Source organism: Pseudomonas sp. RT6P73, assembly GCF_054897715.1.
Map to the genome: position 1 here is coordinate 2086048 of NZ_JBUBUV010000002.1, position 24836 is coordinate 2110883.

Below are 24836 nucleotides of genomic sequence, written 5' to 3' on the forward strand. Positions count from 1 at the left end.
CGCTGGGTCATGCCTCAGGCGTTATTTCGCAACCATTCGTTTAATCAATAATCACCATCAAGGAATGCAAGTTCAGTTTTTTTGTCATGAGAGGAGGATAGCGTCATACCAAAGTCGCCTCTGAAGGAACCTGCGCGATGAGAATCTCTACCTTGCTGGCCCTTGTCGCTGTATTGACCGGCGGTGTTGCCGCCACCGTGCCGGCTTACGCGGCTGACCCGTCCTGCCATTTCCTTCCGGTGGCCGACAGCCCCGCCAGCTTGCAGCACACTCAATCGGTCGGCGTGCTCTACAGCGAAAACACCCTCAACACGATCGAATACCTTGAGCAGTACCATTCTGTCGCGCTGAACGGCGCGAAGAACCCGGCGCTGGATTCGCGCATCAGCAACGCCTTCGTCAACAGCTCCGATCCGAAGCGGGCGATCAACTGGCTGATGGGCTCGCTGCAAAAACAATTCGCTTCGGTGACCGTCTACGACAACCTCGACGCCGTGGTGCAAGCCCATCCGGATGTGGTGGTGATGCTGGACACCTACAGCCGTCTGGTGTCCAAACGCAACAACCAGGTTGAAGCGCGTTTCCTGGCCAAGTTCTACGACTCGAACCTGCAATACATTGGCCAGGCCGAAGGTTCACGTGAACAGCAGATGCCTTCGGTGTGGGTGCATGGCAAAGCCGCCCCGGAGATTGCCGCGCAGATTGACCAGCAAAACGTAGTGCAGGTGAATGCGCTGAAGCAGTTTGATGCTTCGCTGAAGGCGTTGGTGACGTCGGGTAATGGGGTGCAAGTGGCTAGATACTGATGCACATTCAACGTGATCCGTTAATCCGTCAAATGTGTGAATTCCCCACATCGAGGTCTGACCGCACACAATCCTGTGGCGAGGGGGTTTACCCCCGTTGGGTCGCGCAGCGGCCCCAAAACCTGCAACTACGTTAATTCAGAAAAAACGCGTACACAGGATTACGACTGCTGCGCAGCCGAACGGGGGTAAACCCCCTCGCCACAGGTTTTGTGTACTCCCCGCGTTGAGGTATAGCCCCCCCTTTTTGAGGAAGGCGGCCAGATGATTTCAGATTTATTCAAGTGCTGCGCTCTTCAGGTGGCGCACAACCTCTGCCTCCACAGCGCCTTCCTCGCCACTTTCACAAAACACCGCGCAACTCGCCGTGCTGCCGCCCTCAACGCAGCGGTAGACCGCAACGACGCTGCCCGGTCCGGCTCCGGTGTGACCGCTCAAGGTGAGACCTCCCTCCACGGTGCCCTGCATCAGACCGAGGCCGTAACCCGGAGCAATCCAGGGACGTCCGGCAATCGGTCCGCCAAGCGTGCGTGCCGTTTGCATCTCCCGCAACAATGATTGCGGCAACAGGTGCCCGCTCAACAGACGGTCCAGACACAGGGCGGTGTCAGCAAGTGGACCGACCAGCAATCCGTGATAGACCCAGCCCGGGTCGTAAGTCGAGGCCGCTCCCATGTTCACGCCCTCCAGATCGCTTCGCGTCGTTGCCAGGCGCACGTGCGATAAACCGAGAGGCGAAAACACCCGTTGCTTCAGTGCTTCCTCAAGCGCGAGGCCTGTCACGCGTTCAATCAGTCTGGCGACGAACAGGTAGCCGACGTTCGAGTATCGCCAGCCGTCTCCCGGCGCGTAGCGCAACCGGGCAGCATCAAGCCGTTGCAGCATGTCAGCGGCTGACCAAGGTGTCTCATGGCGGGCCACGGCGGTGTGGTAGTCGGCGAGCTCTCCATAATCCGCAAGCCCCGCTTCATGCCGCAATAGTTGACGCAACGTGAAAGGACCTTCCGGCTCCGCATCATCCAAACCGATCAATCCATCACGCACCAGCGACAGGGCCGCGGCGGCGAGCACCGTCTTGGTAAAACTCCACCACGTCACCGTGACGTCGGGCTGGTCTGGTGTGAGGGATAAACCGTTTGAGACGAGGGCGAAATGCATGAAGTGACTGCTCTGGATGGAGGCGCCGAAGGAGTTTGCCAGAAAACAAAACCACGATTGTGTTTGAGCAACGCTTTGGCTAATCTCGCACAAACACGCATATTCAGGCAAAAACATGCATGATCAGCACGCGGCATCCGAGCTTCCTTCCGTCCGCCGACAAAAAATCCTCCTGATCCTCGAACGCGACGGCAAGGTCATGGCCTCGGAACTGAGCCAGCACTTCGCCGTTTCGGAAGACACCATTCGCCGCGATCTGTCGGAGCTGCACAGCGCCGGCCTGGTGCAACGCGTGCATGGTGGCGCGCTGCCGCGGCCCAAGGACACGGGCAAGGATTTCCTCACTCGGGTGGGGGAAACCGACGAGGTGAAAGTGCACCTCGCACAACTCGCCGTGCGACACGTCCGGGACGGTCAGATCGTGATGTTCGATTCGGGAAGCACAACGCTGCAGATCGCCCGGTCCTTGCCTTCGAATATTTCCATCACGGCCATCACCACATCGCCGTTGACCGCGATTACCCTCGCGGAATATCCAGGCATCAAGGTGATTCTGGCAGGTGGGCAACTTAACCTGGCGACGATGTCGGTCAGCGGTCACGAGACCGTGCGCTTGTTGCAAGGCATCAAGGCTGACGTGCTGTTTACCGGGGTTTGTGCGATTCATCCGGAGGTCGGCATCAGCTCGCTGCATTTTGATGAGGTGCCAGTGAAGCAGGCGCTGTTTGACAGTGCCTCGCAAGTGATCGCCGTCACCACGGCGGACAAACTGGGTGCGGTGGAACCGTACATCGTCGTGCCGTGCTCACGTTTGCACACCCTGATTACCGAGCGTCACGTGGCGTCGGGCGACATCGACGACTATCGCAAGCTGGGAATCGAAGTGGTGCAAGCGGACGCCTGAGCGATCAGCCATGTCCCAGCGCAATCGCAAACGACACCACGATCAAGCACGCAAACGCAAAATTGATGTTCATGAAGCTGTCGCCCGAATTATCAGAGGTGGCGCCATCCTGAACTCGCCACTGAGAAATAAAAAATTCGGCTTCATGATTTAAAAGATCGAAGCAATTGATAGCTGCGTAGCCCACCCCTGTACAACCCCAAAAGATCGCAGCCTCGTTTCACTCGACAGCTGCTACACCGGTTGCTTGTAGCAGCTGTCGAGTGAAACGAGGCTGCGATCTTTTGAACCTAAACCAGGTATTTGTTGAACCACGCCACTGTCCTGTCCCACGCAAGCTTCGCCGCGGCCTCATCGTAGCGAGGCGTGGAGTCGTTATGAAAACCGTGATTGCAGCCTGCGTAAATGAACGCCTCGTAGGTCTTGCCCGACGCTTTCAACGCTTTTTCATAGGCCGGCCATCCTTCATTGATGCCCTTGTCCAGTTCACCGTAATGCAGCAGCAGCGGCGCCTTGATTTTCGGCACATCTTCGGCCTTTGGCTGACGGCCATAAAAAGGAACGGCCGCCGCCAGTTCCGGGTAGGCCACCGCCGCCGCATTCGAGACACCGCCGCCATAGCAGAACCCGGTGATGCCGACTTTCCCCGTGGTCTTGTCGTTTTTCATCAGCCAATCGATGGCGGCGAAAAAGTCATTCATCAGCTTTTCCGGATCGACAGTGGCTTGTAACTCCTTGCCCTTTTCATCGTTGCCGGGATAGCCGCCCACTGAACTCAGGCCATCGGGGGCGAGCGCAATGAACCCTGCCTTGGCGACGCGTCGGGCGACGTCCTCGATGTAAGGATTGAGCCCCCGATTTTCATGCACGACCAGTACCGCCGGCACCTTGCCCGTGGCTTTGGTCGGGCGCACCAGATAACCGCGGACATTGCCGTGGCCCTTGGGCGATGGGTAAGAAATGTACTCGGCGAGGATGTCCGGGTCGGTAAATTCAACCTGCTCGGCGAGCGCGTAGTTCGGGCTCAGGGCGGCGAGGAGGGCACTGGCCGTCAAACCGCCCAGGGTGAACAGCGCGGCTCGATCAAGAAACTCGCGTCGGTTGATTTTGCCGTGGGCGTAGTAGTCGTAGAGCTCAAGCAGTTCCGGGGCGAAGTCTTTGGCGGTGAGACGGTCCATGGGGGCGCTTCCCGTTGGTTCAGGATCTGAAACAGTAAAGCAGTGTTTGGCGCACGGACTCAGTTTTCGAAGCAGGACACCAGGAAACTCATCACCGCCTGCACCGACGGCGTGTGCCGAATGTCGCTATGGACCACCAGCCACACGTCACGCGCGAGGCCCGTGCCCATGGTCTCCATCGCTTGCAAGCCGTAGTGCTCGCCAAGGAAGTACGGCAATGCCGCAACGCCTGCGCCTGCCTGGGCAATGGTCGCCTGGATATTCAAATCATTGCTGCGCAGCAGGATCGGCCGATCGCCTGCTTGTTGCTTGAGCCAGACCTGTTGCGGGGTTTGCTCCATGGTCTCGTCGTAGGCGATGAAGGCCAGATCTTCCGGGGCCGTTCTGGATAAATAATCCGTCGAGCCATACAGGTGGAACTGCACCGTCGCGACTTTGCGTGCCACCAGGTCCGGTTCCTTGGGGCGGCTCAGGCGCACGGCAATGTCGGCTTCGCGCCGCGACAACGAAGCGCTGTCCAGGCTGCCAATCAACTGCAACGACAGCTGCGGATGTTGGGTACGCAACGCGTTTATTCGCGGCGCGATCAACGCGCAGGCGAGGGCGGGCGGGGCACTGACGGTGACTTCGCCGCTAAAACTATCCTGCCCGGCCAGTGCCGTGCGCTGCACCGCGAAAGACTCGCTTTCCATGCGCCGCCCCAGCTGCGCGATGCGTTCCCCGTCCTCGGTGATGACATAGGAACGAGGACGCCGGTCCACCAACTTGAGGTTCAGCGAGCTCTCCAGCGCACTGATGCGCCGCGCCACGGTGGCGTGGTCGACCTTGAGCCTGCGCGCCGCCGCGGACAAGGACTGCTCGTGGGCGAAGACGATGAAGTAGCGAAGATCCTCCCAGTCGAACATGGGCGTTTTCTCACATGAAGGGTGAATAAATGGGGAATTCTGCCCCAGAGCCAAGCCTGCAAGAATCCTTCAACACCTGACAAGCAGGTCTGAAGCATTCCGCAGTTTGCGGCGTGTTCATCGCACGACTTGACGAGGAAAAAGCCATGTCAAAATCAACGCCTCTCGCGTATGCCGGCATTGTCGGAGCCACGTTTTTCTGGGGCACGAACTTCAACGCGGGTGCCTACATCATCAAGAGCATGGCACCGATTAGCGCCTCTATTGAACGCTTTGCCATTTCCACCCTGTTGCTCGTGCTGATTTTCGGCCTGGCGGGCAAGTTGCGCCTCAGCACGCTGCAGAAAAATCTACCTGCCTTTATCGGTCTGGGCCTTCTGGGCTTTACCGCGTTCAACCTCGCGACCTTCTTTGGCCTGCAAACCACCACACCGATCAACGGCGCACTGATCCTGGCGACCACGCCGCTGTGGACCATGATCTTTGCGGTGCTGCTGGAAGGCGAGCGCATTGATCGCGGCCGTGCCATCGGGTTGGTTTTGGGTTTGCTGGGCGTCGGCCTGGTGATTACGCGCGGGGATATCCAGGTACTGCTCGGGCTGAAAGTGGCGACCGGCGACGCAATCATTCTGGCCGGCAGCGTCGCCTGGGCCGCCAACATGGTCGGCACCCGTCGCTTCGTCAAAAACTCGACCCCACTGGAAACCACCACGTTTTCCATGTTGTTCGGTGTCATTGGCCTGATCGTGCTGGGCTTCATCTATGAGAACCCGATTGCCGCGATCGGCACCGCTTCGCTGTCGGTTCATGGCGCCGTTGTCTACCTGGCCGTTTTCGGTTCGTTGATTGCCTACCTGCTGTGGTTCAAAGGCATTCACACCATCGGTGCGGCGCGCACGTCGATCTTCTTCAACCTGGCTCCTGTGTTCACCATGCTGGTGTCCTCGATATTGGGTGTGTTGCCCAATGTCTGGCAGTTGCTGGGGGCGGGTGGCGTGATTCTTGGGGTGGTGTTTGCATCGGGGTTGGTGTTCAGCACGGCGCAACCCTCGGTGGTCAAGGTCCGTACTGGCCTGGCAGATAAAGCAGCCTGATACCTCCGCCAGTTTCCCCGATAACACAACTCCTGTAATTGGATGGACTCGCCCAAGCCGAGGCGTCAATGCGCCACGGTGGCAGTCTAAACAGCCAACGACAGCGAGGGCGAGTCCATGAAAAAGCATACTTCGATTGATCAATCCCTGTCTTCTTCCGATTTGTCGGTCTGCACCACCGTGGCGGTCGATCTGGCCAAGCAGGTCTTTCAGGTCGCCGGGGAAGATGTCCTCGGCCAGGTGCACTACGAGCAGCGGATCAAGTCGCGCGAGGCGTTTTATGAGTTTCTCCGCCAGTTGCCACCTCATGTCGTGGTTCTGATGGAGACCGGTCCGGGTGCTCAAGCCTGGGCCCGGCAGCTGCAAGACCAAGGCAATCTGGCGCGGATTCTTCCAGCCCGTTTGGTGGCCACACATCGCAGCGGGCCTAAAAATGATCGCAACGATGCGCTGGCGATTCTGCGGGCTGGTCGCGATGAAAAGATCTACGCAGTGCCGGTCAAAAGCGTTGCGGCGCTGGCAATGCAGGCATTGCATCGCGCCCGCCAGGGCTATGTGCGTCGACGCACGGCGGTGAGCAATCAGATGCGCGGCCTGCTGCTCGAGCATGGCGTGGCCTTGGCGCAGGGCGATGTTGCGATCAGCCAGAAAATTCCGCGGGTACTGGAAGATGCCACCCAGCCGGTGCCGGGCGTGCTGCGTGAACTGATCGACGAACTGTTGGCCGAGTGGCGCCATTTGGGCGAGCGCATCAGCGTGCTGACGGGGCGCCTGGAAGTGGCCGCCAACGCCGACATGACGGCGAAGCGACTGATGACTGTGCGCGGCATCGGCCCAGTCACTGCCACGGCACTGGTGGCCAAGGAAACCAAGCCTGAGCGATTTCCCAATGCCCGCAAGTTTGCCGCGTACTTTGGCATGGTGCCTGACCAGCACAGCAGCGGGCAGACGGTCCGGCTGGGGGACATGACCAAGCGAGGCGATGTTTATTTACGCAGCCTGATGATCCAGGGAGCCCATGCGGTACTGCAACAACTACGACCTGATTCCCAGCAACCCGATGACCGCCGCTTGTTGCGCTGGATGAGCCGACTGGGCCGTAAGGAGGCTGCGATCAGGCTAGCCAACCGCAACCTGCGAATCGTCTGGGTGCTTCTACAGAATGACCAGACTTATCGTCGCCAGGCGGGTGATGGCCAGCAAGCGACGATGAGCCACTGAGCGACAGAGTTCTGCCACCGAGGTACTAACTGTCCGGCCCTTTGCTGAAAAAAAATTGACCCCAGGTAAGACCGGCGTGGATTGATGCCTTAGCTGCTACTGGCCTTCGAGGCCTGACTGTAATCGGCATACCACGAGCTCTTCCAATTTTGGCCAGAAGCCGAAGACGGCTTCCTCGAATAGGCCTAATACATAGATGCAACGGGGCGGCGGTTTTTCAAAAGCGGGTAGACAGTGGGGGCAAGTCCATACATAGCAGCTGGCGAAGCCTGCGTTCGGCTGCGAAGCAGTCGTACATCCTGAGCATGCGGTTTTCCTGTTACACCGCATCGACTGATTTTACGACTGCTGCGCAGCCGAACGCAGGCTTCGCCAGCTGCTACAGATCGCGTTACGGCGTAAATGATTTTTCGAACCAGGCGGCTCATCTGGAGGGGGAGGTCGCGCTACGCCTTGCTGGGCATTTCCAACAGCATCATGGTGGCGGAGATCACGGCGAACCGGGTGTTGGATAAGATTGATCTGCCCAAGTAGGTGGGGTCAGTCGATTGAATACCACGGCAGTTGCCAGCGCTTGATCATCTTTAATTCGATGTAAAAAAAGACCCGCTGATGCGATGCAACAGCGGGTCAATTGGCTTGCCGTTCAATGCGGCTTTTGTTTTAGGGCCCCTCATTCAGTTCTGCTCTTCGCAGGCCTGGGCCATCTTGAAGTAGGTAAAGGCTTTGACATTCCCTGAGTCGTCCAGATAAGTGAGCTTGGCGTTGACCACTTCGCAATCGGCGGAAGAGGGCTCCTCAAGGGAAATGACTTTGGCCACGTTGATCGGCATGCCGTAGTGATAAGGCTTGGCGGGTACGTTTGGCGTGTCTGCAAACGCGTTACTGGTGAGTGCTACAAAGGCAAAAGCAGCACTGGCGAACAAAGCACGGGTATTCATGGGTGTGTCTCCGGTTATTTCAAACAGGTCGGCGAATACTGCAACGCCGATCCATGCAAAAGGCTCCTGACATCCATCACGACTTCAGGTGGTCGTGCGCCGTGTGGGGGTGTCAGGATCTGCAGAAGCAATATGAAAAAAGTTGTCGGTTTCATGTTGCAGTTCAACTCGGGTATTCAAAACCCGATCAAGTCGCGATGAACTTCCAGCGCATTACGCTCGACCCAGTTATGCGCCAACAGGCCGTCCGGACGAACTTCCCAGACCGCCGTGCCGAGCATTTCAAACGGGCTGTTGCACGTGCGGCCACCGATAAAACCCTGGTTCTTTCCGGCCAGTTTCCAGCGAGAGGCGACGCGAGTGCCTTCGGCATTTTGAAACGTCTCGATGCTGCCAAATTCGAAGTCTTCGATTTTTGACAGAAAGACGCCGATCCATTGAATGAACGCTTCGCGGCCGACGATATCCATACCGCCAGAAGTGATGACAAAGTCTTCAGCCACAAAGCGCGCTGCGGCTTGCGGGTCTTTGGCTTGCCACACTTCACGCCAGAAACGTTCAACAATCTCTACTGCTTTGTTGACTGCCATTTTCGAACTCCTCGTATTCAGGTTGAGTACGATGTTCGGCATTTGCTATCTAGAACACAAACGCATAAATTTAATGGCATCCAGTTGAAAGGCGAATTAATCATGCAAGCCAGCGACCTTGAGATCGACCTGCTACGGGCGTTTATCGCGGTGGCGGAGACCGGCAGTTTCACGGCTGCTGCCGAGGTGATCGCGCGGTCGCAATCGGCAGTCAGCCAGAAAATCATCAGGCTGGAAGAGGTGCTCGGTTTTCGCGTCTTCGAACGCACCAGCCGCGCGCTGACGCTGACCCCGGACGGCGAGCGACTGCTGGTGGGCGCGCGCCGGATGATGGTGCATTTCGACACCTTCATGCGGGACATCAAAGCGCCGGCCACCGTCAACCTGCTGCGCCTGGGGATCTCGGAAAACCTTGTACCGACCCAACTGCCCAAGCTGCTGTCGCGCTTCACCCAGTTGTATCCCGACATTCAACTGGAGCTGACCACGGGCCTGAGCGACGACCTGCTCACCGACTACGAAACCGGGTTGCTGGACGTGGTCATTTCCAAGCGAAAATTCAGTTCCGGCACCACGCGAGGCCGAGTCATCTGGCGCGAGCCGTTGGTGTGGATTGCCGCGAAGGATTACAAAATCGAAGCGTCAAAACCTGTGCGCCTGGTGATGATGCGGCCACCCTGTGCGTACCGGGCAATCATGATCGAGGCTCTGGCCACTGTCGGGCGGGAATGGGCATCAGCCTGTCTGGCCAGCAGTTTGATGGGCGTTCAGGCAGCCGTTGCGGGCGGGTTGGGGATTACGGCGTTGGGGACTTCGTTTTTGCAGGAGGGGATGCGGATACTGGAACCGTCGGAGAAGTTACCGACCTTGCCCAGCACCGAGGTGGCGGTGGTTGGCGATGATGTTCGTACTCAGCATCTTGTGCAGCCGTTGGTGTCGTTGCTGACGGAGGGGTTGATGGCGGGGAGCAGTCTGACTTGATCCGTGCGTTAAAAGCCATAACCCGGGCGGCTTGCCCGGGTTATGGACCGATTGATATCTAGTGTCCGCCGACCACCATACTGCTGAACGGCGCCACATACGCCTGCAACGTCACCAACCCACCGACCAGAATCGCCAGCACAATCGAGTGGAAGAACACATAACGCAGAATCTCCCCCTCATGCCCGTACCAGCGAGTCGCCGTGGACGCGACCACGATCGACTGGGCGTCGACCATTTTGCCCATGACCCCGCCGGAACTGTTGGCGGCAGCCATCAACACCGGGCTGATCCCCAATTGCTCGGCGGTCACCCGTTGCAAGCCGCCGAACAGCACGTTGGAGGCCGTGTCAGAGCCGGTCAAGGCTACGCCGAGCCAGCCGAGGAGGGTGCCGAACATGGGGTAGAAGATGCCGGTCGCGGCGAAGGCCAGGCCCATGGTGGCGTCGAGGCCCGAGTAACGGGTGAGGAAGCCGAGCGCGAGCATGGCCACGATGGTGATGAGTGAGTAGCGCACCACCCACAGCGTTCGCAGGTATTGGCGTGCCAGTTGCGGGATGGAATAGCCCATCAGCAGGCCACCGACGATGGCCGCCAGGAGGATGCCGCTGCCGGTGCTGGTCAACCAGGTGAACTTGTACACCGCTTCCTCGGTTTTAACCGCGGGCACCACGGGTGGCACTTTCTCGATCTGCTGGTGAATGGTGGTGAAGGTCACGACCGGGGCGAAGATCGGGTTGGCTTCGCGCATCGGTTTGCCTTGAGGGTCGAGCTTGGCCGAGTTAGTGGCCGGATCGATCGCGGGGCGGGTGTCGAACAAGTTTTTGAAGCCTTGGGTGCCCCAGGCGAAGACGAAGACTGTGAGGATGATCCACGGCATCCACGCGCGCATCACCGCCGGTTTCGCATCGCTGGCAAAGGTCCCGCTGGCCTCGGGCTTTTGCTGATATTCCTCGTCGATTTTCGAGTTGTCGACGCGCCCGGTCAGGGCGGCCGAGGTGTGGATCGTGGCCGGTTTCCAGACCTTGAGGAAGCCGGTCAGGCACGCCATGGAGATCAGCGCGGCGATCACGTCCACCAGCATCGGCCCGTGGTAGTTGGACACCAGGAACTGCGGCACGGCGAAACTGACCCCGGCGACCAAAATGGCCGGCCAGATTTCCAGCATTTTGCGCCAGCCGGCAAAGGCCCAGATCAACCAGAACGGCACCAGCACCGAGAAGAACGGCAGTTGCCGGCCGACCATCATCGACAGCTCCATTTCATCCAGCCCGGTGACCTTGGCCAGGGTAATGATGGGCGTGCCCAGCGCGCCGAACGCCACGGGGGCGGTGTTGGCAATCAATGCCAGGCCGGAGGCGGCCAGCGGCGAGAAACCCAACCCGATCAGAATCGCCCCGGTCACCGCCACCGGCGTGCCGAACCCGGCCGCCCCTTCGAAGAAGGCGCCGAAGCAGAAGGCAATCAGCAGCAGTTGCAGGCGTCGATCGTCGGTGATGCGCGCCAGGGAATCCTGCAGCACTTTGAACGAGCCGTTTTCGGTGGTCAGCCGGTGCAGGAAGATGATGTTGAGCACAATCCAGCCAATCGGCAGCAGGCCGTTGGCGGCGCCGTAGAGTGCCGCCGAGCCGGCCATGTCCGCGGGCATGCCGAAGGCAAAGATTGCGATCAATAGCGCCGAGCCAAGGGCCAGCAAGGCCGCCAGATGGGCCTTGATATGGAAAAACGCCAGGGATGCCAGCATCACCACCACGGGCACTGCCGCCATGATGGTTGAAAGCACCGGGTTACCGAAGGGATCGTAGATTTGCTGCCAGACCATGTTCCACCTCTGCTTTTTATTGTTGGTAGTGCAGGCCCCGGGTGGGGTTGGTGGAATGGAGTATAGGTGGCATTACGCCGCTGTCTCGGGAGGTTCGTCGCGGGCAATTCCTGCCGCAAAATCAGGCGCGTAACCACCCCTTGCGCGCTCTTTGTAGCAGCTGCCGAGCAGCGCGAGGCTGCGTTCGGCTGCGAAGCAGTCGTAAAGTCAGGCACTGCGGTCTATCAGGTAAACCGCGTGTTCAGGTTTGACGACTGCTGCGCAGCCGAACGCAGCCTCGCGCTGCTCGGCAGCTGCTACAGGTTCAGATACCCGTATTCAATTTCAACCGGGCGGGCTGGCCCCCGACAGGATTAGCGACATGAACAAGATTCGGCGTGCGGGTTTTACCGAAGTCGTCAACAATGAGGAGATCATGATCAACGCGTTGAAACGGCTTGCACAGAAGGGGGTTATTCCCGGTTAACCCATTACTCGGCTATCACCGACGAGAGGATGCAGCAATGACTGAACGCCATGAGGAACACAAGGAGACGCTTTCCAACGGATGCAGGATCGAGGTGAAAGCCGAGATATTGAGGGACGGCTCCCTGAAGATGTTCATCGGTGTTTACCGGCCGGACGGCTCGGTGATTGAAGAGGACGAGCATCCGTCCCCGCACCTGAAAGACATGGAAGACGCTATGGAGTGGGCAATCGATAAAGCCAAAAAAATCGGCGACAGCCAACATACGTTGTAAGAGCGGTGAACCACCGCTCCGACCATCGCCCTTATTGCGTACCGAACATGGCGGTCCAGTAAATTCCCGCATCGCTCTTGGGATCGGTCGCATAGGCCGCGCCCAGTTCGCGGAATTTCGGATTCATCAAGTTGGCGCAATGCCCGGAGCTGGCCAGCCAGCCATCGACGACCTTGCGCGGGGTGTCTTGCCCGGCAGCGATGTTCTCGCCGATCTCCTGAAAGTTGTAACCCGCCAGTTCAGCGCGATCACCCGGGGTGCGGCCGTCGCGGTCCTTGTGGTCGAAGAAATTGTTATTGGCCATCGACCGGGTATGTTCTTGGGCCGCGGTCGCCAACGTCGCGTTCCAGGTCAGCGGTGTGGTTGCCGCAAATGGTTGGCCACCGCACTGACGAGGTTGCGCGCGGACGGTGTTGAGCATTTCCAGGAGCTTCTGGCCTTCAGCTGCGGCGTCGCCCAGGCGCGCGGTCAGCAGCGGTCGCGCCAGCACAATACGCCAGTCGCGCCCCTCGTGGCTGACACCGACGTCGACGAACTGCGAGTCCAGCACCACCTGGCAGAAGCTCTCCTTGATCGCCGTGATGGCGGACTGCGCATCACGCGGCCCGGACATGGTGATCGCCTGCACGTTGACCATCGGGTACGACGCCCGGGCCATGGCCTGCTGCAAATCGACGGGCCCGCTGGCCGATAAAACCAGGCGCGGATCGCTCGTCAGCGGTGGCAATTCCGATGACACCTGACCGCCGCAACGCTGTACCTGGCTGCGGTAAACGTTGATCGACTCGACCAGTTGCGTCTCTTCGGTGGCCATCGCCGTGGCGGTGAACACCAGCCCCAATGACAACGCGGCAACACGCAAAACGGATGACGGAACGCGCATGGAAATCCTCCTTGAACTGAGTGCGCCCATGATGCGCGATTTCACCCCATGCCGCGCAATGCCTTTTTGCAGATTGTTGCGTGCCTGTTGACATGATTTGGCTACTACACTGAAGCCAAGTCGCCCACTGGGCGCTTCCCTCGACGCCCTACAGAGTGTCTCCATCATGCCCCTCAAATGGTCAGCTACGTTTCTCGCCATTACCCTTCTCGCCGGTCAGGCCATCGCCGACGACCAGCAACAAAAAAAAGAAGTAGCCGAAGACAAGGCCCAGGTGCTTGAGCACAAAGCCGCGGAGAAGGGCGGGGATTTGCCCGTACCGAAATCCGAGGCGATCACCCAATCCGAAGTCCAGGCCGTCGATCCGGCCGGCAAGTCCCCGCTGGACGATGCGATCACCTGTATGGCCCGCTCCATCTACTGGGAAGCCAAGGGCAAGGACACCACCGACATGCAAGCGGTCGCCAACGTGGTGATGAACCGCCTCGGCCACGCCGGTTTTCCCGACACGGTGTGCGCGGTGGTCAAGCAAGGTTCCGAAACCAGGAGCTGCCAGTTTTCGTGGTGGTGCGATGGGAAGTCGGACTCGGTCCAGGAAGAAACCCAATATGCCCTGGCCAAGGAAATCGCGCGCAAGGCGTTGAACAAACAGCTGCCGGATCGCACCGGTGGCGCGATGTATTTCCATGACCGCACGGTGAAACCGGTCTGGGCCAAGGAATACATCAAAACGGCTGAAACCGGGATGTTCCGGTTTTACAAGCCGCGTGATGGGACGGCGAAGTAGAAGGTCCTGTGTTTTAGGGCGTTCGATGGAGCGCCCATGCTGTTCGCAGGTCCGCTGTTCACCCGCCAGATGGAAGTCAGCATCCGCATGCACGCCCTGGAATCAGCTTGCTTCGTGGTGAACTCGACCGCGTGGTTGTTACCCGGAACAGCAGGCGCAAATCATGGCCGACACCGGTTGCGAGATCGGCCCGATCTCCGGCGGTTGCTACACCGCGATCATCGATTCTCAAGGGGAAGTCGTCGGCGCACTGACCGAAGGCGAGGGCGAAGTGATCGCTGACATCGACCTGATCCAGATCGAAATCCGTAAACGTTAGATGGACGGCCGCGGTCATTACAGTCGTCCGGAAATACTGAGCCTCAACATCGACCGCACGCCCCATCGCCATGTTCACGAACGCAACGATCAGCCGAAACTGGCTGTCTCTGCGCAAACGGAAGAGGTGTGATCATGAAAGTCATGGCCATCGGAACACTCAAACCCCTGACCGCCGAACAGCGTGTGGCTTACCTGCCCGCCGAAGTGCCCGCCACCTTGCAGTACCTGGACGGCAAGATGGAACAATTCTGGATGCGCGACAACGAAGCGGGGGTGATCTTCCTGATGACCGTTGACTCGGTCGAGGAGGCTGATCGTTTACTCAAGGCATTGCCGCTGGGAGAGGTTGATTTGCTGACCTTCGAACTGATGCCGATCGGGCCGCTGAGTCCGCTGGGGATGTTGATCAAGTAAGCGCTGAAAAATAGAAGCCTCGCCATTTGAATGGCGGGGCTTTTTGCGTTTTTTAGGGGCAGACTTTTTCAGCGTATGGCCATACGCCAACTGTCAACTCTGACAGTTTACCGATTGCATTTACGCAGGCTGAATGACTCACACCTGTGCTTTGCACGGGAACTCAGACCACGGAGGTCCCCCCATGTTTTCTCAAAACGATTCTCAGCCATTGGATGAACCTGGCAAGCTGGATTTCACCTTTGGTGCCTATGGAACCCGGTCGCTGGAGGGATCGGAAGTAAAGGCCATGGTTGTCTTGAAAGCTGAAGGTGTTAATCAGGGCAAGATCATCGGAGTTATCAGTACCAGCACGGGCATGTTCAAACTTTTCCGGCTGAACAAAACAGGTGAGCTGGACACTACGTTCGGGCCGACTGCAACGGGTTATTCTGAAGATCGGTTCGGTACAGCTGCAAGTCTCTCGACACCCAGCGGTCTGACCGTCATCGACAACGATCAAATTCTGGTGTCGGGACACGTTCGGGACACCTCGTTAGCCCCGAGTTTCCCGGCTGCGGCACTGTTTCATGCCAATGGATCTCCGAACCTGGTTTTTGGGAAGTTCAGATTCGAGGAGCCCGCACCGCAAGTAAACGAGGCACTTTCCTCGGAAACGCTGCAAACGAGTGCTACTGATACCTTGGCGGTCGCTGAAACGAAGAACGGTAAGATCCTCATTTCGGTTAACAACAGCGCGCCTGGGCCATACCGACATTGGGGCTTGCTGATTCAACTGACAATGCAGGGCACCTTAGACAAGAACCTGGGCGGCCTAGGTTATATTTTCTTCCGTCATAACAACCAAAATACCTCGACTGTCGGTGTAGTAAAACAAGCCGACGGCAGGATTATTTTGGCAGGATTCACTCCGAATCAAGGTTTTGTTGCCGGTTATACATCAACTGGCCAGACAGACCGCTCCTTTGGCAAAGAAGACGGCATCACTGTATTCAAGTCAATCGACGGACCTATCAGACTGAATCAAATCCTCCTGCAATCCGACAACAAACTTGTCGCAATCGGTGCGATTTCAAATGGCACCAATGGGTGGATAACAAGAACACTCAGCAATGGAACAGACGACGTGACGTTTAATAATGCGAACGATGTCATCACCAGGATTCCGCTAAGAAAACTGCAGTGGACGTCGGCAGATATTGATTCAAATGACTCGATTGTCGCGGCGGGGGAGGTAGATGCGCGCCTATGCGTCGTCGGTCGCATTACCAAAGACGGATTTGCTGACACAACTTTTTCTCCTATGGGGATCAGCAATCCGAACGACGAACACACCCCTAATCAAACGACAAGCGTGGGCGTCCAGGCAGGCACTCAAATTATCGTCGCTGGGCGGAAAACAAATGAACCGTCAGTGAGTCGTTATCACGGCTGAATCTGCGGTGTTAAAGCAACCTAAGGGCCGTCTGCCACAACTCTGGCGGCAAAATCGGCTGCAAACAAAAAAGGCACCTTCATCGGCAGATGAAGGTGCCTTTTACATTAGCGTCGACCTTTACAGTTCCTGCCCCAAGAAGATTAACGTATTGCCATGCGCCTCAGCAGCTGCACGCTGGTTGTAGCTGTCGCGATGGGAGCAGTTGAAGCCATGCTCGGCCTCCGGGTACACGACAATTTCCACGTTGTCGTTGTTCTCGAAACGCTCGGCGATTTTCTCCACGGCTTCCAGTGATATGTGGCTGTCCTGTTCACCGAAGTGCATCAATAGCGGCACCTCGATTTCATCGGCGCGGTCGAGATAATTCTGGATCCCGCCGCCGTAGTAGGCGACGGCCACTTCCACCAGCCCGTTGGTGGCGGTGAGGTAGGACAGCAAGCCGCCGAAGCAATAACCGATGGAAGCAATCCCACCGTCCAGGCCAGGTTGCGCATCCAGCGCGTCGATGGCCAGTTTGATGTCGGCCTGTGCCTTGTCGATGTCCGTGGCGTTCATCAATTCGACGGCGCGTTTCCAGCCGGCTTCGTCGTAGGTCAATTCGATGCGGTGGCCGTTGCGCCAGAACAGGTCCGGCGCGATCACCAGGTAACCATCGGCGGCGTATTGCTCCGCAACCGAGCGGATGTGTTCATTCACGCCGAAGATCTCCTGGATCAGCACGATCCCCGGGCCTTTGCGGGTATGCGGAATCGCCAGGTAAGCGCCGAATGTGCCTTCGTCGCTGTCGATCTCGATCCATTGGGTGGTCACGCTCATGGTGGCTCCTGTCTACACAAGTGAGAGGGGGAAGCTTATTGCGGTGGAGTGGCCTGAAAGCTGGGCAATGCCTGGATCCGTTTCCACCAGTCATCGAAGCCGTTAACGGCAAACACCTGCGGTGCATCCGGCGTCATCGCCATGTAAGCACAGGCCGGTGCCAGGTAAAAGTCACCCAGGCTCGGATCCTGGCCGGCGACGAATGGATCGGAGCCTTTGATTTTCATCAATTCACGCAGGACCATTTTCGAGGTCTCGATGCCCTTACGGCGCGACTCTTCGTTTTTCCCTCCGATGAAGTCGGGGAACAAGTGATAGCCGAACACCGAGCCTAGCGCACCGTAGCCGTAGGAGTCGTAAATTCCCATGACCATATGTGTGCGGGCACGGTCGTGGGCATTGTCGGGCGTCAGGGAAGGGCCCGGCAGGACTTCGTCAAGGTACGCCACGATTGCGTCGGTTTCGATAATGCGGAAACCGTCGTGATCGATGACCGGCACCTTGCCGAAGGGATGGCGTGCCAGGTGTTCGGGCAGGCGCGGTTCGCCTTTCATCACATTGACCTGCAACTGGTCGAAATCCGCACCTTTCTCCGCAAGCAGCATCTTCACTGTGCGCACATACGTACTGCCGTCAAAACCGTAGAGAGTGAGGCTCATTGCGAATGCTCCGTTTTTATGGGAGTGGAGGACGCGATGAAGACTCTGGCGTATCAACGGTTATTGCGACGCCAGGCGAAACGAGCCAACAGTGCATCCAGGCTGAGCTTGCCGGCACCCGAGAGCAACAACGGCGTAAGGGCTGCGAGGTAGATCAGCGGCAGTTTGAAGTTGCCGTGACCTTTGTTGCTGATGGAGTAACCTTGGGCAAGCTCACTTAATGTAGACCAATCGGCCGGCCAGTGAACGGCGGCGGTCGCGACGATGGTGACAACGATCAGAATGATGGCCGACACCCGCGTCCCCAGGCCGACCAGGATGGCCAGGGCGCAAATCAGCTCGGCCCACATCGACAGTTCCCAGTTGAACGTCGCCGACACGTGGTTGAACGGAAACGGGAAGGCGTCCTGGATGTCGGCAAACCAGTTGTCGCCGTTCCATTTTTCCAGGCCCGATTCGAAGAATTCCCAGGCAATGAACAGCCGCAGCGTCAAAGGCGCGAGCCAGCTACCGGCACGATCGAGGTTCAGGTGCAGGCCTTTCACGGCCGATGAGAGTGAGGTGTTCATGGGCTTGATCTCCGTTCAGACAAGAGGCGGGGCAAGGTTGCCCCGCGCAGAGGGTTACTCGCCGGCGCCGCACTTGCCTTCGCCGCACTTACCTTCGCCACATTTGCCTTCAGCGGGTTTTTCCGAGGTGTCGGCCTGGGCCTGGCTGTAGCCGTGGGCCAGTTGCTTCATGCTGAACGCCTCGGATTCGGAGGCCGAAGCCACGTTGGACAGGGCCAGGCCGCCAGCGATGATCAGGCCGAGGGTCAGGGAAGAAGTCGAGAGCTTGAACATGGTGATACTCCGTAGCGTTGAGTGAGTTGAGCGCTTTGATCGGCTTGGCCAATCGACACGCACAGTTCATCAAGCGGGTGTATCTGCGATGTGTCTTTGGTGCGGGGTTTTATGGGCGGGGTGTGTCGCAGGCGGGTCTGTACACACTCCGATACACAGCCACCGACATTTCTCGGCCAACCCCCAATCCTGTAGCAGCTGCCGAGCCTGCGAGGCTGCGTTCGGCTGCGAAGCAGTCGTAAAATCAAACGACTCGGTACTTCAGGTAAATCGCGTGCACAGGGTTCACGACTGCTTCGCAGCCGAACGCAGCCTCGCAGGCTCGGCAGCTGCTACAAGGCAGTGGTGATTTTGGGCGGGGGGGCGACAATCTGTGATCCCGCGCCGACCAAAGGCGTCTAGCCTCCGTGTCCCCGCAATCCAATGGGGCGAGACTTCGGAACCCGGCATGCAAGCGCTGTTGAACGAGATCCTTGACGCCGTCCGGCCGCTGATCGGTCAGGGCAAGGTGGCTGACTACATTCCTGCCCTAGGCACGGTGCCGGCCAATCAGTTGGGCATTGCCGTGTATGGCAACGACGGCGAGCTGTATTGCGCGGGCGATGCCGACACGCCGTTCTCGGTGCAGAGCATTTCCAAGGTGTTCAGCCTGGTGCAGGCCATCGATCACTCCGGCGAAGCGATCTGGGAGCGCCTCGGTCACGAGCCCTCCGGTCAACCGTTCAACTCGCTGGTGCAACTGGAATTCGAACGCGGCCGTCCGCGAAATCCGTTCATCAATGCCGGTGCCCTGGTGATTTGCGACATCAACCAGTCACGCTTCGCCGCGCCGGCGTTGTCGATGCGCGATTTTGTCCGTCGGCTGTCGGGCAACCCGCAGGTCATGGTGGACGGCAAGGTTGCCGAATCCGAATACCAGCACCGCGCGCGTAACGCGGCCATGGCGTACCTGATGCAGTCGTTCGGCAACTTTCACAACGACGTCGAAGCCGTGTTGCGCAGCTACTTCAGCCATTGCGCGGTGCGCATGAATTGCGTGGACCTGGCGCGGGCGTTCTGCTTCCTGGCCAACGACGGGTTCTGCAAACACAGCGGCGAACAGATCCTCACCGCCCGCCAGACCCAGCAGGTCAACTCGATCATGGCCACCAGCGGCCTGTATGACGAAGCCGGCAATTTTGCCTATCGCGTCGGATTGCCGGGCAAGAGCGGCGTCGGCGGGGGGATTGTCGCGGTGGTGCCGGGGCAGTTCACGGTCTGTGTCTGGTCACCGGAATTGAACGCCGCCGGCAACTCCCTGGCCGGGATGGCGGCGCTGGAATTGTTGAGTCAGCGGATTGGCTGGTCGGTGTTCTAAGGCGTTCGGCGCGGCGCGGTTAATGACGCTTCCTGGATTTTCCTATACATTTTCCAGCCGCCCCCTGCATGGTGAAACCGCTTCATGTCTCTTGCGCTCGAACGTCTAGTCGCTGGCACGCCGATCCCTTTTGCCGGTAATCGTGTCACTGTCGTCAGCCCCGAACTGGCCGCGCGCTTTCAGCCCGGGGACCATTTGCTGGTGGAACAGGTCAGCGGCGAGTTGTTGCTGATCCCGGTGGCTGACCAGCAAGCGGCGGCCGTCGCCATCGAGCGCGCAGAAGCGGCGTTCACCGCGCTGTCCAGCGTCTCGGATCAGGCGATCAGCGCGTTCTTCGATCTCTTTGCCCAACGTTTGGAAAATCCGCAGTGCTGGACCTTGATCGAGGCCGCCAACCTGGCTGACATCGAGCGCGCCAAGGCCCGCGGACGTTCAACCACACGACTGCTTGCCGATGAGCGCATGCGCCGCGACATGATCGCCGGCCTGCGAGCCTGGCGTGATGCAGCGGCGACTCGTGGCAAGGTGATCAGTTGCGTCGAACACGACGGCTGGAAAGTCGAGCAAGTGGTGTCGCCACTGGGCATCGTCGCGTTCGTGTTCGAAGGCCGACCGAATGTGTTCGCCGACGCCGCCGGTGTATTGCGCACCGGCAACACCGCCGTGCTGCGCATTGGCAGCGATGCGTTGGGCACCGCTCAGGCAATCGTCACTCACGCACTGAACCCGGCACTCAGCGACGCCGGACTGCCGACCGGCGCCGTGTCTCTGGTGGAAAGCGTCAATCACGCCGCCGGCTGGGCAATGTTCGCTGACCGCCGTTTGTCGCTGGCCGTGGCCCGTGGTTCGGGCCGTGCGGTCAGCCAGCTGGGCAGCATCGCCCAACAGGCCGGCACCGCCGTCAGCCTGCACGGCACCGGTGGCGCCTGGCTGATTGCCGACAAGGAGGCTGATGCCCAGCGCTTCGCCGCTGTGGTGCGCAATTCTCTGGACCGCAAGGTCTGCAACACCTTGAACGTCTGCCTGATCCAGCGCGATCGCGCCGCTGAACTGGTCCCGCTGTTTCTCGACGCACTGCAACAGGCCGGTACCTCTCGGGGCCAGGGTTGCAAGTTGCACATCGTTGAGGGCAGCGAGCCGTGGTTGCCGACTGAATGGCAAACCGGCAGCGTTGAGGTGTATCGCGCCGAAGGCTACCAGACCGAGGCGCTGGCCGAACCGTTGCCCGAGGATCAGCTGGGGCGCGAGTGGGAATGGGAAGAAACCCCGGAAGTCAGCCTCAAAATCGTTGATGACCTGGACGGCGCCATCGCCTTGTTCAATCGCTACAGCCCGCAGTTCACCGTGTCGCTGATCAGTGAAGACGGGGCGGCGCACGAACGTTTCTACAACGCGGTCAACGCACCGTTTGTGGGCAACGGGATTACCCGCTGGGTCGACGGCCAATATGCGCTGAACAAGCCAGAGTTGGGTCTATCGAACTGGGAGAGCGGTCGCCTGTTTGCCCGAAGCGCCATTCTTTCGGGAGATGGGGTGTTTACCGTTCGTAGTCGCATGACCCAGACGGATCTTTCGGTCAAACGCTGAGCATTCCGGGCACAGGCAGCGAGCGCACTATAATTAAGGTGTGTTTGCGTCTGTGTTTTGAGTGAGGGCTGCGCCATGAAACTTCATTCTTTTCAGCATTACTCCCACGATCTGGAAATGGTCGCGCACGACACGTGGATTACCGCCAGGGTGAAGTCGGCCCTGGCATTGGCCGACACTACCCTCGGCCTGCAAATCCATGTCAAAACCCTGGCGGGTACGGTGGCATTGAGCGGTCGAGTCAACACCCATAAACAATGCGAGCAGGCGGTTGCGCTGGCCCGCACGGTGCCGGGTGTCGTCGAAATCGATGCCAGGGACTTGCTGACCCACGTGTTCACGCCAGGCAGTAATCCAGTTCCTCCCAACGCCGAAGAAACCTCCGAACGTCGGCCATCATCGTCAGACCAGGACGACCACTGATCAGGGCGACCTTGTGAGCAGCGCTCCCGTAAACCGGGAGCGCCTCGACGCGGGCATTTCAGCTCAAGCAACAATGGATTGCGTTTTTTGGGTGTTCTCTCATGGGAAGCAAAGGCGGACTATCTGCCGGTCCCTGAGAGGTTTACCCAATGAAACGCGTCCTCATGTTGTTGGCCAACGGTGTCGAGCCGCTAGAAATGGCGGCGTTTACCGATGTGCTCGGTTGGGCCAATCTGCTTGGCGATCAACCGGTGGAATTGATCAACGCCGGCCTTCGACCGCAGATCGTCACGACCTTCGGGCTGTCCCTCAATCCGGCTCATTTATTGGGTGAACTGGATCTGGACAGCTTCGATGCCTTGGCATTGCCCGGCGGATTCGAACCGTCGGGCTTTTATGAAGAGGCCTTGAGTGAGCCGTTTCTGGCGGTCATCCGGCACTTTGTCGCGGCCGGTAAAGTCGTCGCCAGTGTCTGCGTGTCTTCGGTGTGCCTGGGCGTTGCCGGGGTGCTGAAAGGCAAAGACGCCACGACCTATCACCAGGTGGGTGGCAAGCGCAAAAACCAGCTGGTTGAATCCGGTGCCCGCTTCGTCGACTGGCCCGTGGTGGTCGATGGCCGCATCATTACTTCGAGTGGCCCCGGCACTGCAACGGAAGTCGCCTTCGTGCTGCTCGAACACCTGAGCAGCGCCGCGAACGCAGCCAATATCCGCCAGAAAATGCGTTTTCCGACACCGTCTCGCCAATGGTATGAAACGCCGCAAGTGCCCTGATCCGGCACGCCCTTCATCTGCTCCGTACATCCGACGAACCGCCATAGTCCGACACGGCGAACTACGCTTCAACGCCTGAGCCACAAAAGCCAGTGCAGGCTGGTGGGCACGAAGGCGTAGAGGTCGTCATGAATCAGTCGCAAGAGCAGGGCGCGTCACCTTGGCATGCAGGCGAGCGGCAGTTGCAGGAAAGCGTCGGTGTGGCCGAGCGCATGGAAGTCTTCGGGCGCAAGGTGGTGCGCGATTACCTGCCCGAGCAGCATCAACAGTTCTACGCGCAACTGCCGTATTTGCTGGTGGGCGCCGTCGATGAGCACGGCGTGCCATGGGCGACCCTGATTGAAGGGCCGCCCGGATTTGCGCATTCGCCTGATCCCCACCAGTTGCAACTCGAACGCCTGCCTGCCGAGGGCGATCCCGTCAGGCCCGCGCTCAAGGCGGGCGCCTCGGTGGGCCTGCTCGGTATCGATCTGAAAACCCGCCGACGCAACCGAATGAATGGCCGCATCAGCACCGCCACCCAAGGCGGTTTTGCCGTTGCCGTCGAGCACGCTTTTGGCAATTGCCCGCAATACATTCAACTGCGTGCCGTCGACCCTGGCTCGGTGGGCCGCCCTTCATCTGCGGTCGCCGTCGAGCGTTTCGATGAACTCGACGAAGCCGCCCGGGCGACCATTAGCAACGCCGATACCTTTTTCCTTACCAGCTACGTAGACCTCGATGGCGACCCGACAAAGCGCTCGGTGGATGTCTCGCACCGTGGAGGTAATGCCGGCTTCGTGCGGATAGAGGGTAACGTGCTGACGATCCCCGATTTCGCCGGCAATCTGCATTTCAATACCCTAGGCAATCTGCTGCTCAATCCACGGGTGGGGCTGCTGTTTGTCGACTTCGAATCGGGTGATGTGCTGCAAGTCGCGGGGCGCACCGAGATCATCCTCGAAGGCCCTGAAATAGCGGCGTTCCAGGGCGCCGAACGGCTTTGGCGAATGACGGTGGAGCACGTCGTGCGTCGCGCTGGCGTGCTGTCGCTGCGCTGGCAATTTGAAGGATTCTCCCCCAACAGCCTGATGACCGGCAGTTGGCAGCAGGCTGAGGGTCGTTTGCAGGCCGATGCCTTGCGCGATCAATGGCGATTGCTGCGTGTGGCCCGCATCGTTGAAGAAAGCACCAGTATCCGTTCGTTTTACCTGGAGCCGACCGACGACGCCGGCTTGCCGCGCTTCGAGGCCGGGCAGCACTTGCCCGTGCGCTTTTGCCTGGCCGAGGGGCAGGCGCCTTTGGTGCGCACTTACAGCCTGTCGAGCGCGCCGTCGGACAGTTTTTTCCGAATCAGCGTCAAGCGTGACGGGCTGATTTCATCGCATCTGCACGAGCGTGTCCGCGAGGGCGATCTGATCGAAGCCCGCGCGCCGCAGGGCCGGTTCACGGTGAAAGCGGATGAGCGGCGGCCGCTGGTGCTGGTGGCCGCGGGCGTCGGTGTGACGCCGTTGTTGTCGATGCTGCGCGAGGTGATTTACGAAGGTGAACGCATCCGCCGCACTCGGCCGACCTGGTTTATTCAAAGTGCCCGCAGCCTCGCCGAGCTGGGGTTTCGCGATGAGTTGTACGAACTGGCCACCCGTGCCAAGGATTCGGTTCGGGCGCTGCGCCTGCTCAGCCAACCCGAGGACCATGCTCGTGAAGGCGAGGATTTCGAGGTGGCGGGGCGTGTCGACATCGAGTTGCTCAAGGCGTTGCTGCCACTGGACGATTACGATTTCTACCTGTGCGGGCCCGGTGCGTTTACCCAAGGGATTTACGACAGCTTGCGGGCCTTGCGCATCGGCGATGAGCGCATTCATGCAGAGACGTTCGGCCCTTCCACGCTGGTCCGTCTGCGCGACCAGTTGAGCCCGGCCCCGGCACAAGTGCCGGCAGCGGACAGTTCGGTGAAAGTGGTGTTTTCAGCGTCGGCCAAGGAGGCACGCTGGGAGCCGGGTGGCGGGAGTTTGCTGGAACTGGCTGAAAGCCGAGGCTTGAATCCGGATTTCAGTTGCCGTGGCGGCTCGTGCGGGACGTGCCGCACCCGGTTGCTCCGCGGGCAGGTGCATTATCTGAACATGCCCGCCGAGCTGCCGGCGCCAGGGGAAGTCCTGATCTGCTGCGCGGTGCCGGCCAAGGGGGATGAGCCCTTGGTGCTAGAGATCTAGTGCA

25 protein-coding genes and 2 pseudogenes are annotated in these 24836 nt (G+C 59.3%); 16 read left to right on the forward strand and 11 right to left on the reverse strand.

What is annotated here, in order from left to right:
- The first annotated feature begins 137 nt into the window (after positions 1–137).
- Entirely contained in the window at positions 138–806 is a 669-nt protein-coding gene (locus ACYZT6_RS10220) for an ATPase (RefSeq protein WP_462026778.1), read from the forward strand.
- A gap of 276 nt (positions 807–1082) precedes the next feature.
- Here ACYZT6_RS10220 and ACYZT6_RS10225 read toward each other — a convergent pair whose 3' ends face one another.
- A complete protein-coding gene (locus ACYZT6_RS10225) occupies positions 1083–1964 on the reverse strand; it encodes a serine hydrolase domain-containing protein (protein ID WP_462029923.1) in 882 nt (293 codons plus the stop codon).
- 115 nt (positions 1965–2079) lie between these two features.
- Between ACYZT6_RS10225 and ACYZT6_RS10230 the strand changes: the two genes are divergently transcribed.
- Positions 2080–2868, forward strand: coding sequence for a DeoR/GlpR family DNA-binding transcription regulator (locus ACYZT6_RS10230; protein WP_462026779.1), 789 nt, complete (start codon positions 2080–2082; stop codon positions 2866–2868).
- A 290-nt stretch (positions 2869–3158) separates the two neighbouring features.
- Here ACYZT6_RS10230 and yghX read toward each other — a convergent pair whose 3' ends face one another.
- Positions 3159–4046, reverse strand: coding sequence for a YghX family hydrolase (yghX, locus tag ACYZT6_RS10235; RefSeq protein WP_462026780.1), 888 nt, complete (start codon positions 4044–4046; stop codon positions 3159–3161).
- A 59-nt stretch (positions 4047–4105) separates the two neighbouring features.
- Positions 4106–4951, reverse strand: coding sequence for a LysR family transcriptional regulator (locus ACYZT6_RS10240; protein WP_462026781.1), 846 nt, complete (start codon positions 4949–4951; stop codon positions 4106–4108).
- Positions 4952–5097: 146 nt separating this feature from the next.
- Between ACYZT6_RS10240 and ACYZT6_RS10245 the strand changes: the two genes are divergently transcribed.
- The 3 genes and pseudogenes from ACYZT6_RS10245 to ACYZT6_RS10255 all read left to right on the forward strand — a co-directional run.
- Positions 5098–6045 (forward strand): DMT family transporter, encoded by a 948-nt coding sequence (locus ACYZT6_RS10245; RefSeq protein ID WP_462026782.1) that lies wholly within the window; start codon positions 5098–5100, stop codon positions 6043–6045.
- A 162-nt stretch (positions 6046–6207) separates the two neighbouring features.
- Positions 6208–7266 (forward strand): IS110 family RNA-guided transposase, encoded by a 1059-nt coding sequence (locus tag ACYZT6_RS10250; RefSeq protein WP_462029924.1) that lies wholly within the window; start codon positions 6208–6210, stop codon positions 7264–7266.
- A gap of 435 nt (positions 7267–7701) precedes the next feature.
- Positions 7702–7800: pseudogene (locus tag ACYZT6_RS10255) on the forward strand (DUF6124 family protein); the annotation flags it as partial.
- A 143-nt stretch (positions 7801–7943) separates the two neighbouring features.
- Here the strand turns inward: ACYZT6_RS10255 and ACYZT6_RS10260 are convergent.
- Both ACYZT6_RS10260 and ACYZT6_RS10265 read right to left on the reverse strand, forming a co-directional pair.
- Positions 7944–8207: a DUF2790 domain-containing protein gene (locus ACYZT6_RS10260; RefSeq protein WP_462026783.1), complete on the reverse strand. Its 264-nt coding sequence runs from the start codon at positions 8205–8207 to the stop codon at positions 7944–7946.
- 176 nt (positions 8208–8383) lie between these two features.
- Entirely contained in the window at positions 8384–8797 is a 414-nt protein-coding gene (locus ACYZT6_RS10265; RefSeq protein WP_462026784.1) for an ester cyclase, read from the reverse strand.
- Between the two features lie 102 nt (positions 8798–8899).
- Between ACYZT6_RS10265 and ACYZT6_RS10270 the strand changes: the two genes are divergently transcribed.
- Positions 8900–9778 (forward strand): LysR substrate-binding domain-containing protein, encoded by an 879-nt coding sequence (locus ACYZT6_RS10270; protein WP_462026785.1) that lies wholly within the window; start codon positions 8900–8902, stop codon positions 9776–9778.
- 58 nt (positions 9779–9836) lie between these two features.
- Here the strand turns inward: ACYZT6_RS10270 and ACYZT6_RS10275 are convergent, their stop codons facing one another.
- Positions 9837–11600 carry an L-lactate permease gene (locus ACYZT6_RS10275; protein ID WP_462026786.1) on the reverse strand — a complete coding sequence of 588 codons (1764 nt, stop codon included), beginning with the start codon at positions 11598–11600 and terminating at the stop codon, positions 9837–9839.
- 503 nt (positions 11601–12103) lie between these two features.
- Here ACYZT6_RS10275 and ACYZT6_RS10280 point away from each other — a divergent pair.
- Complete coding sequence (locus ACYZT6_RS10280; RefSeq protein WP_462026787.1) at positions 12104–12340, forward strand: hypothetical protein; 237 nt, start codon at positions 12104–12106, stop codon at positions 12338–12340.
- Between the two features lie 31 nt (positions 12341–12371).
- On the opposite strand, the gene ACYZT6_RS10285 is transcribed toward ACYZT6_RS10280, so the two are convergent.
- The gene (locus ACYZT6_RS10285) at positions 12372–13223 is read right to left on the reverse strand and encodes a CAP domain-containing protein (protein WP_462026788.1); all 852 of its coding nucleotides are present in this window, start codon (positions 13221–13223) and stop codon (positions 12372–12374) included.
- Positions 13224–13389: 166 nt separating this feature from the next.
- Between ACYZT6_RS10285 and ACYZT6_RS10290 the strand changes: the two genes are divergently transcribed.
- From ACYZT6_RS10290 to ACYZT6_RS10305, 4 genes and pseudogenes are all read left to right on the forward strand, one after another.
- On the forward strand, positions 13390–14010 hold the full coding sequence (locus ACYZT6_RS10290) for a cell wall hydrolase (RefSeq protein WP_462026789.1): 621 nt from the start codon (positions 13390–13392) through the stop codon (positions 14008–14010).
- Positions 14011–14043: 33 nt separating this feature from the next.
- A pseudogene (locus ACYZT6_RS10295) lies at positions 14044–14461 on the forward strand (nitrilase-related carbon-nitrogen hydrolase); the annotation flags it as partial.
- A 2-nt stretch (positions 14462–14463) separates the two neighbouring features.
- Positions 14464–14745 carry a hypothetical protein gene (locus ACYZT6_RS10300; RefSeq protein WP_462026790.1) on the forward strand — a complete coding sequence of 94 codons (282 nt, stop codon included), beginning with the start codon at positions 14464–14466 and terminating at the stop codon, positions 14743–14745.
- Between the two features lie 184 nt (positions 14746–14929).
- Complete coding sequence (locus ACYZT6_RS10305) at positions 14930–16180, forward strand: NHL repeat-containing protein (RefSeq protein WP_462026791.1); 1251 nt, start codon at positions 14930–14932, stop codon at positions 16178–16180.
- A gap of 120 nt (positions 16181–16300) precedes the next feature.
- Here the strand turns inward: ACYZT6_RS10305 and ACYZT6_RS10310 are convergent, their stop codons facing one another.
- The 4 genes from ACYZT6_RS10310 to ACYZT6_RS10325 are packed head-to-tail and all read right to left on the reverse strand — an operon-like array spanning position 16301 to position 18500.
- Positions 16301–16999 carry a dienelactone hydrolase family protein gene (locus tag ACYZT6_RS10310; RefSeq protein WP_462026792.1) on the reverse strand — a complete coding sequence of 233 codons (699 nt, stop codon included), beginning with the start codon at positions 16997–16999 and terminating at the stop codon, positions 16301–16303.
- A gap of 35 nt (positions 17000–17034) precedes the next feature.
- Positions 17035–17658 (reverse strand): glutathione S-transferase family protein, encoded by a 624-nt coding sequence (locus ACYZT6_RS10315; protein ID WP_462026793.1) that lies wholly within the window; start codon positions 17656–17658, stop codon positions 17035–17037.
- 53 nt (positions 17659–17711) lie between these two features.
- Positions 17712–18227 (reverse strand): HvfX family Cu-binding RiPP maturation protein, encoded by a 516-nt coding sequence (locus ACYZT6_RS10320; RefSeq protein ID WP_462026794.1) that lies wholly within the window; start codon positions 18225–18227, stop codon positions 17712–17714.
- A 54-nt stretch (positions 18228–18281) separates the two neighbouring features.
- Entirely contained in the window at positions 18282–18500 is a 219-nt protein-coding gene (locus tag ACYZT6_RS10325) for an HvfA family oxazolone/thioamide-modified RiPP metallophore (RefSeq protein ID WP_462026795.1), read from the reverse strand.
- A 448-nt stretch (positions 18501–18948) separates the two neighbouring features.
- On the opposite strand from ACYZT6_RS10325, the gene glsB reads away from it, so the two are divergent.
- From glsB to ACYZT6_RS10350, 5 genes are all read left to right on the forward strand, one after another.
- Positions 18949–19857, forward strand: coding sequence for a glutaminase B (glsB, locus tag ACYZT6_RS10330; protein ID WP_010459549.1), 909 nt, complete (start codon positions 18949–18951; stop codon positions 19855–19857).
- A gap of 84 nt (positions 19858–19941) precedes the next feature.
- Positions 19942–21444: an aldehyde dehydrogenase family protein gene (locus ACYZT6_RS10335; protein ID WP_462026796.1), complete on the forward strand. Its 1503-nt coding sequence runs from the start codon at positions 19942–19944 to the stop codon at positions 21442–21444.
- A 75-nt stretch (positions 21445–21519) separates the two neighbouring features.
- A complete protein-coding gene (locus ACYZT6_RS10340; protein WP_462026797.1) occupies positions 21520–21867 on the forward strand; it encodes a BON domain-containing protein in 348 nt (115 codons plus the stop codon).
- 149 nt (positions 21868–22016) lie between these two features.
- Positions 22017–22640 (forward strand): DJ-1/PfpI family protein, encoded by a 624-nt coding sequence (locus ACYZT6_RS10345; protein ID WP_462026798.1) that lies wholly within the window; start codon positions 22017–22019, stop codon positions 22638–22640.
- A 128-nt stretch (positions 22641–22768) separates the two neighbouring features.
- Positions 22769–24832, forward strand: a complete 2064-nt coding sequence (locus ACYZT6_RS10350) for a 2Fe-2S iron-sulfur cluster-binding protein (RefSeq protein WP_462026799.1) — start codon at positions 22769–22771, stop codon at positions 24830–24832.
- Positions 24833–24836: the final 4 nt, after the last annotated feature.

Excerpts from the sequence above, each read along its gene's own strand:
- ACYZT6_RS10315 (WP_462026793.1), bottom strand. The coding sequence starts at position 17,658 with ATGAGCCTCACTCTCTACGGTTTTGACGGCAGTACGTATGTGCGCACA.
- ACYZT6_RS10345 (WP_462026798.1), top strand. The coding sequence starts at position 22,017 with ATGAAACGCGTCCTCATGTTGTTGGCCAACGGTGTCGAGCCGCTAGAA.
- glsB (WP_010459549.1), top strand. The coding sequence starts at position 18,949 with ATGCAAGCGCTGTTGAACGAGATCCTTGACGCCGTCCGGCCGCTGATC.
- ACYZT6_RS10290 (WP_462026789.1), top strand. The coding sequence starts at position 13,390 with ATGCCCCTCAAATGGTCAGCTACGTTTCTCGCCATTACCCTTCTCGCC.
- ACYZT6_RS10285 (WP_462026788.1), bottom strand. The coding sequence starts at position 13,223 with ATGCGCGTTCCGTCATCCGTTTTGCGTGTTGCCGCGTTGTCATTGGGG.
- ACYZT6_RS10335 (WP_462026796.1), top strand. The coding sequence starts at position 19,942 with ATGTCTCTTGCGCTCGAACGTCTAGTCGCTGGCACGCCGATCCCTTTT.
- ACYZT6_RS10350 (WP_462026799.1), top strand. The coding sequence starts at position 22,769 with ATGAATCAGTCGCAAGAGCAGGGCGCGTCACCTTGGCATGCAGGCGAG.
- ACYZT6_RS10300 (WP_462026790.1), top strand. The coding sequence starts at position 14,464 with ATGAAAGTCATGGCCATCGGAACACTCAAACCCCTGACCGCCGAACAG.
- ACYZT6_RS10265 (WP_462026784.1), bottom strand. The coding sequence starts at position 8,797 with ATGGCAGTCAACAAAGCAGTAGAGATTGTTGAACGTTTCTGGCGTGAA.
- ACYZT6_RS10270 (WP_462026785.1), top strand. The coding sequence starts at position 8,900 with ATGCAAGCCAGCGACCTTGAGATCGACCTGCTACGGGCGTTTATCGCG.
- ACYZT6_RS10310 (WP_462026792.1), bottom strand. The coding sequence starts at position 16,999 with ATGAGCGTGACCACCCAATGGATCGAGATCGACAGCGACGAAGGCACA.
- ACYZT6_RS10225 (WP_462029923.1), bottom strand. The coding sequence starts at position 1,964 with ATGCATTTCGCCCTCGTCTCAAACGGTTTATCCCTCACACCAGACCAG.
- ACYZT6_RS10340 (WP_462026797.1), top strand. The coding sequence starts at position 21,520 with ATGAAACTTCATTCTTTTCAGCATTACTCCCACGATCTGGAAATGGTC.
- ACYZT6_RS10240 (WP_462026781.1), bottom strand. The coding sequence starts at position 4,951 with ATGTTCGACTGGGAGGATCTTCGCTACTTCATCGTCTTCGCCCACGAG.
- ACYZT6_RS10230 (WP_462026779.1), top strand. The coding sequence starts at position 2,080 with ATGCATGATCAGCACGCGGCATCCGAGCTTCCTTCCGTCCGCCGACAA.
- ACYZT6_RS10260 (WP_462026783.1), bottom strand. The coding sequence starts at position 8,207 with ATGAATACCCGTGCTTTGTTCGCCAGTGCTGCTTTTGCCTTTGTAGCA.
- ACYZT6_RS10325 (WP_462026795.1), bottom strand. The coding sequence starts at position 18,500 with ATGTTCAAGCTCTCGACTTCTTCCCTGACCCTCGGCCTGATCATCGCT.
- ACYZT6_RS10305 (WP_462026791.1), top strand. The coding sequence starts at position 14,930 with ATGTTTTCTCAAAACGATTCTCAGCCATTGGATGAACCTGGCAAGCTG.
- yghX (WP_462026780.1), bottom strand. The coding sequence starts at position 4,046 with ATGGACCGTCTCACCGCCAAAGACTTCGCCCCGGAACTGCTTGAGCTC.
- ACYZT6_RS10245 (WP_462026782.1), top strand. The coding sequence starts at position 5,098 with ATGTCAAAATCAACGCCTCTCGCGTATGCCGGCATTGTCGGAGCCACG.
- ACYZT6_RS10320 (WP_462026794.1), bottom strand. The coding sequence starts at position 18,227 with ATGAACACCTCACTCTCATCGGCCGTGAAAGGCCTGCACCTGAACCTC.
- ACYZT6_RS10275 (WP_462026786.1), bottom strand. The coding sequence starts at position 11,600 with ATGGTCTGGCAGCAAATCTACGATCCCTTCGGTAACCCGGTGCTTTCA.
- ACYZT6_RS10280 (WP_462026787.1), top strand. The coding sequence starts at position 12,104 with ATGACTGAACGCCATGAGGAACACAAGGAGACGCTTTCCAACGGATGC.
- ACYZT6_RS10220 (WP_462026778.1), top strand. The coding sequence starts at position 138 with ATGAGAATCTCTACCTTGCTGGCCCTTGTCGCTGTATTGACCGGCGGT.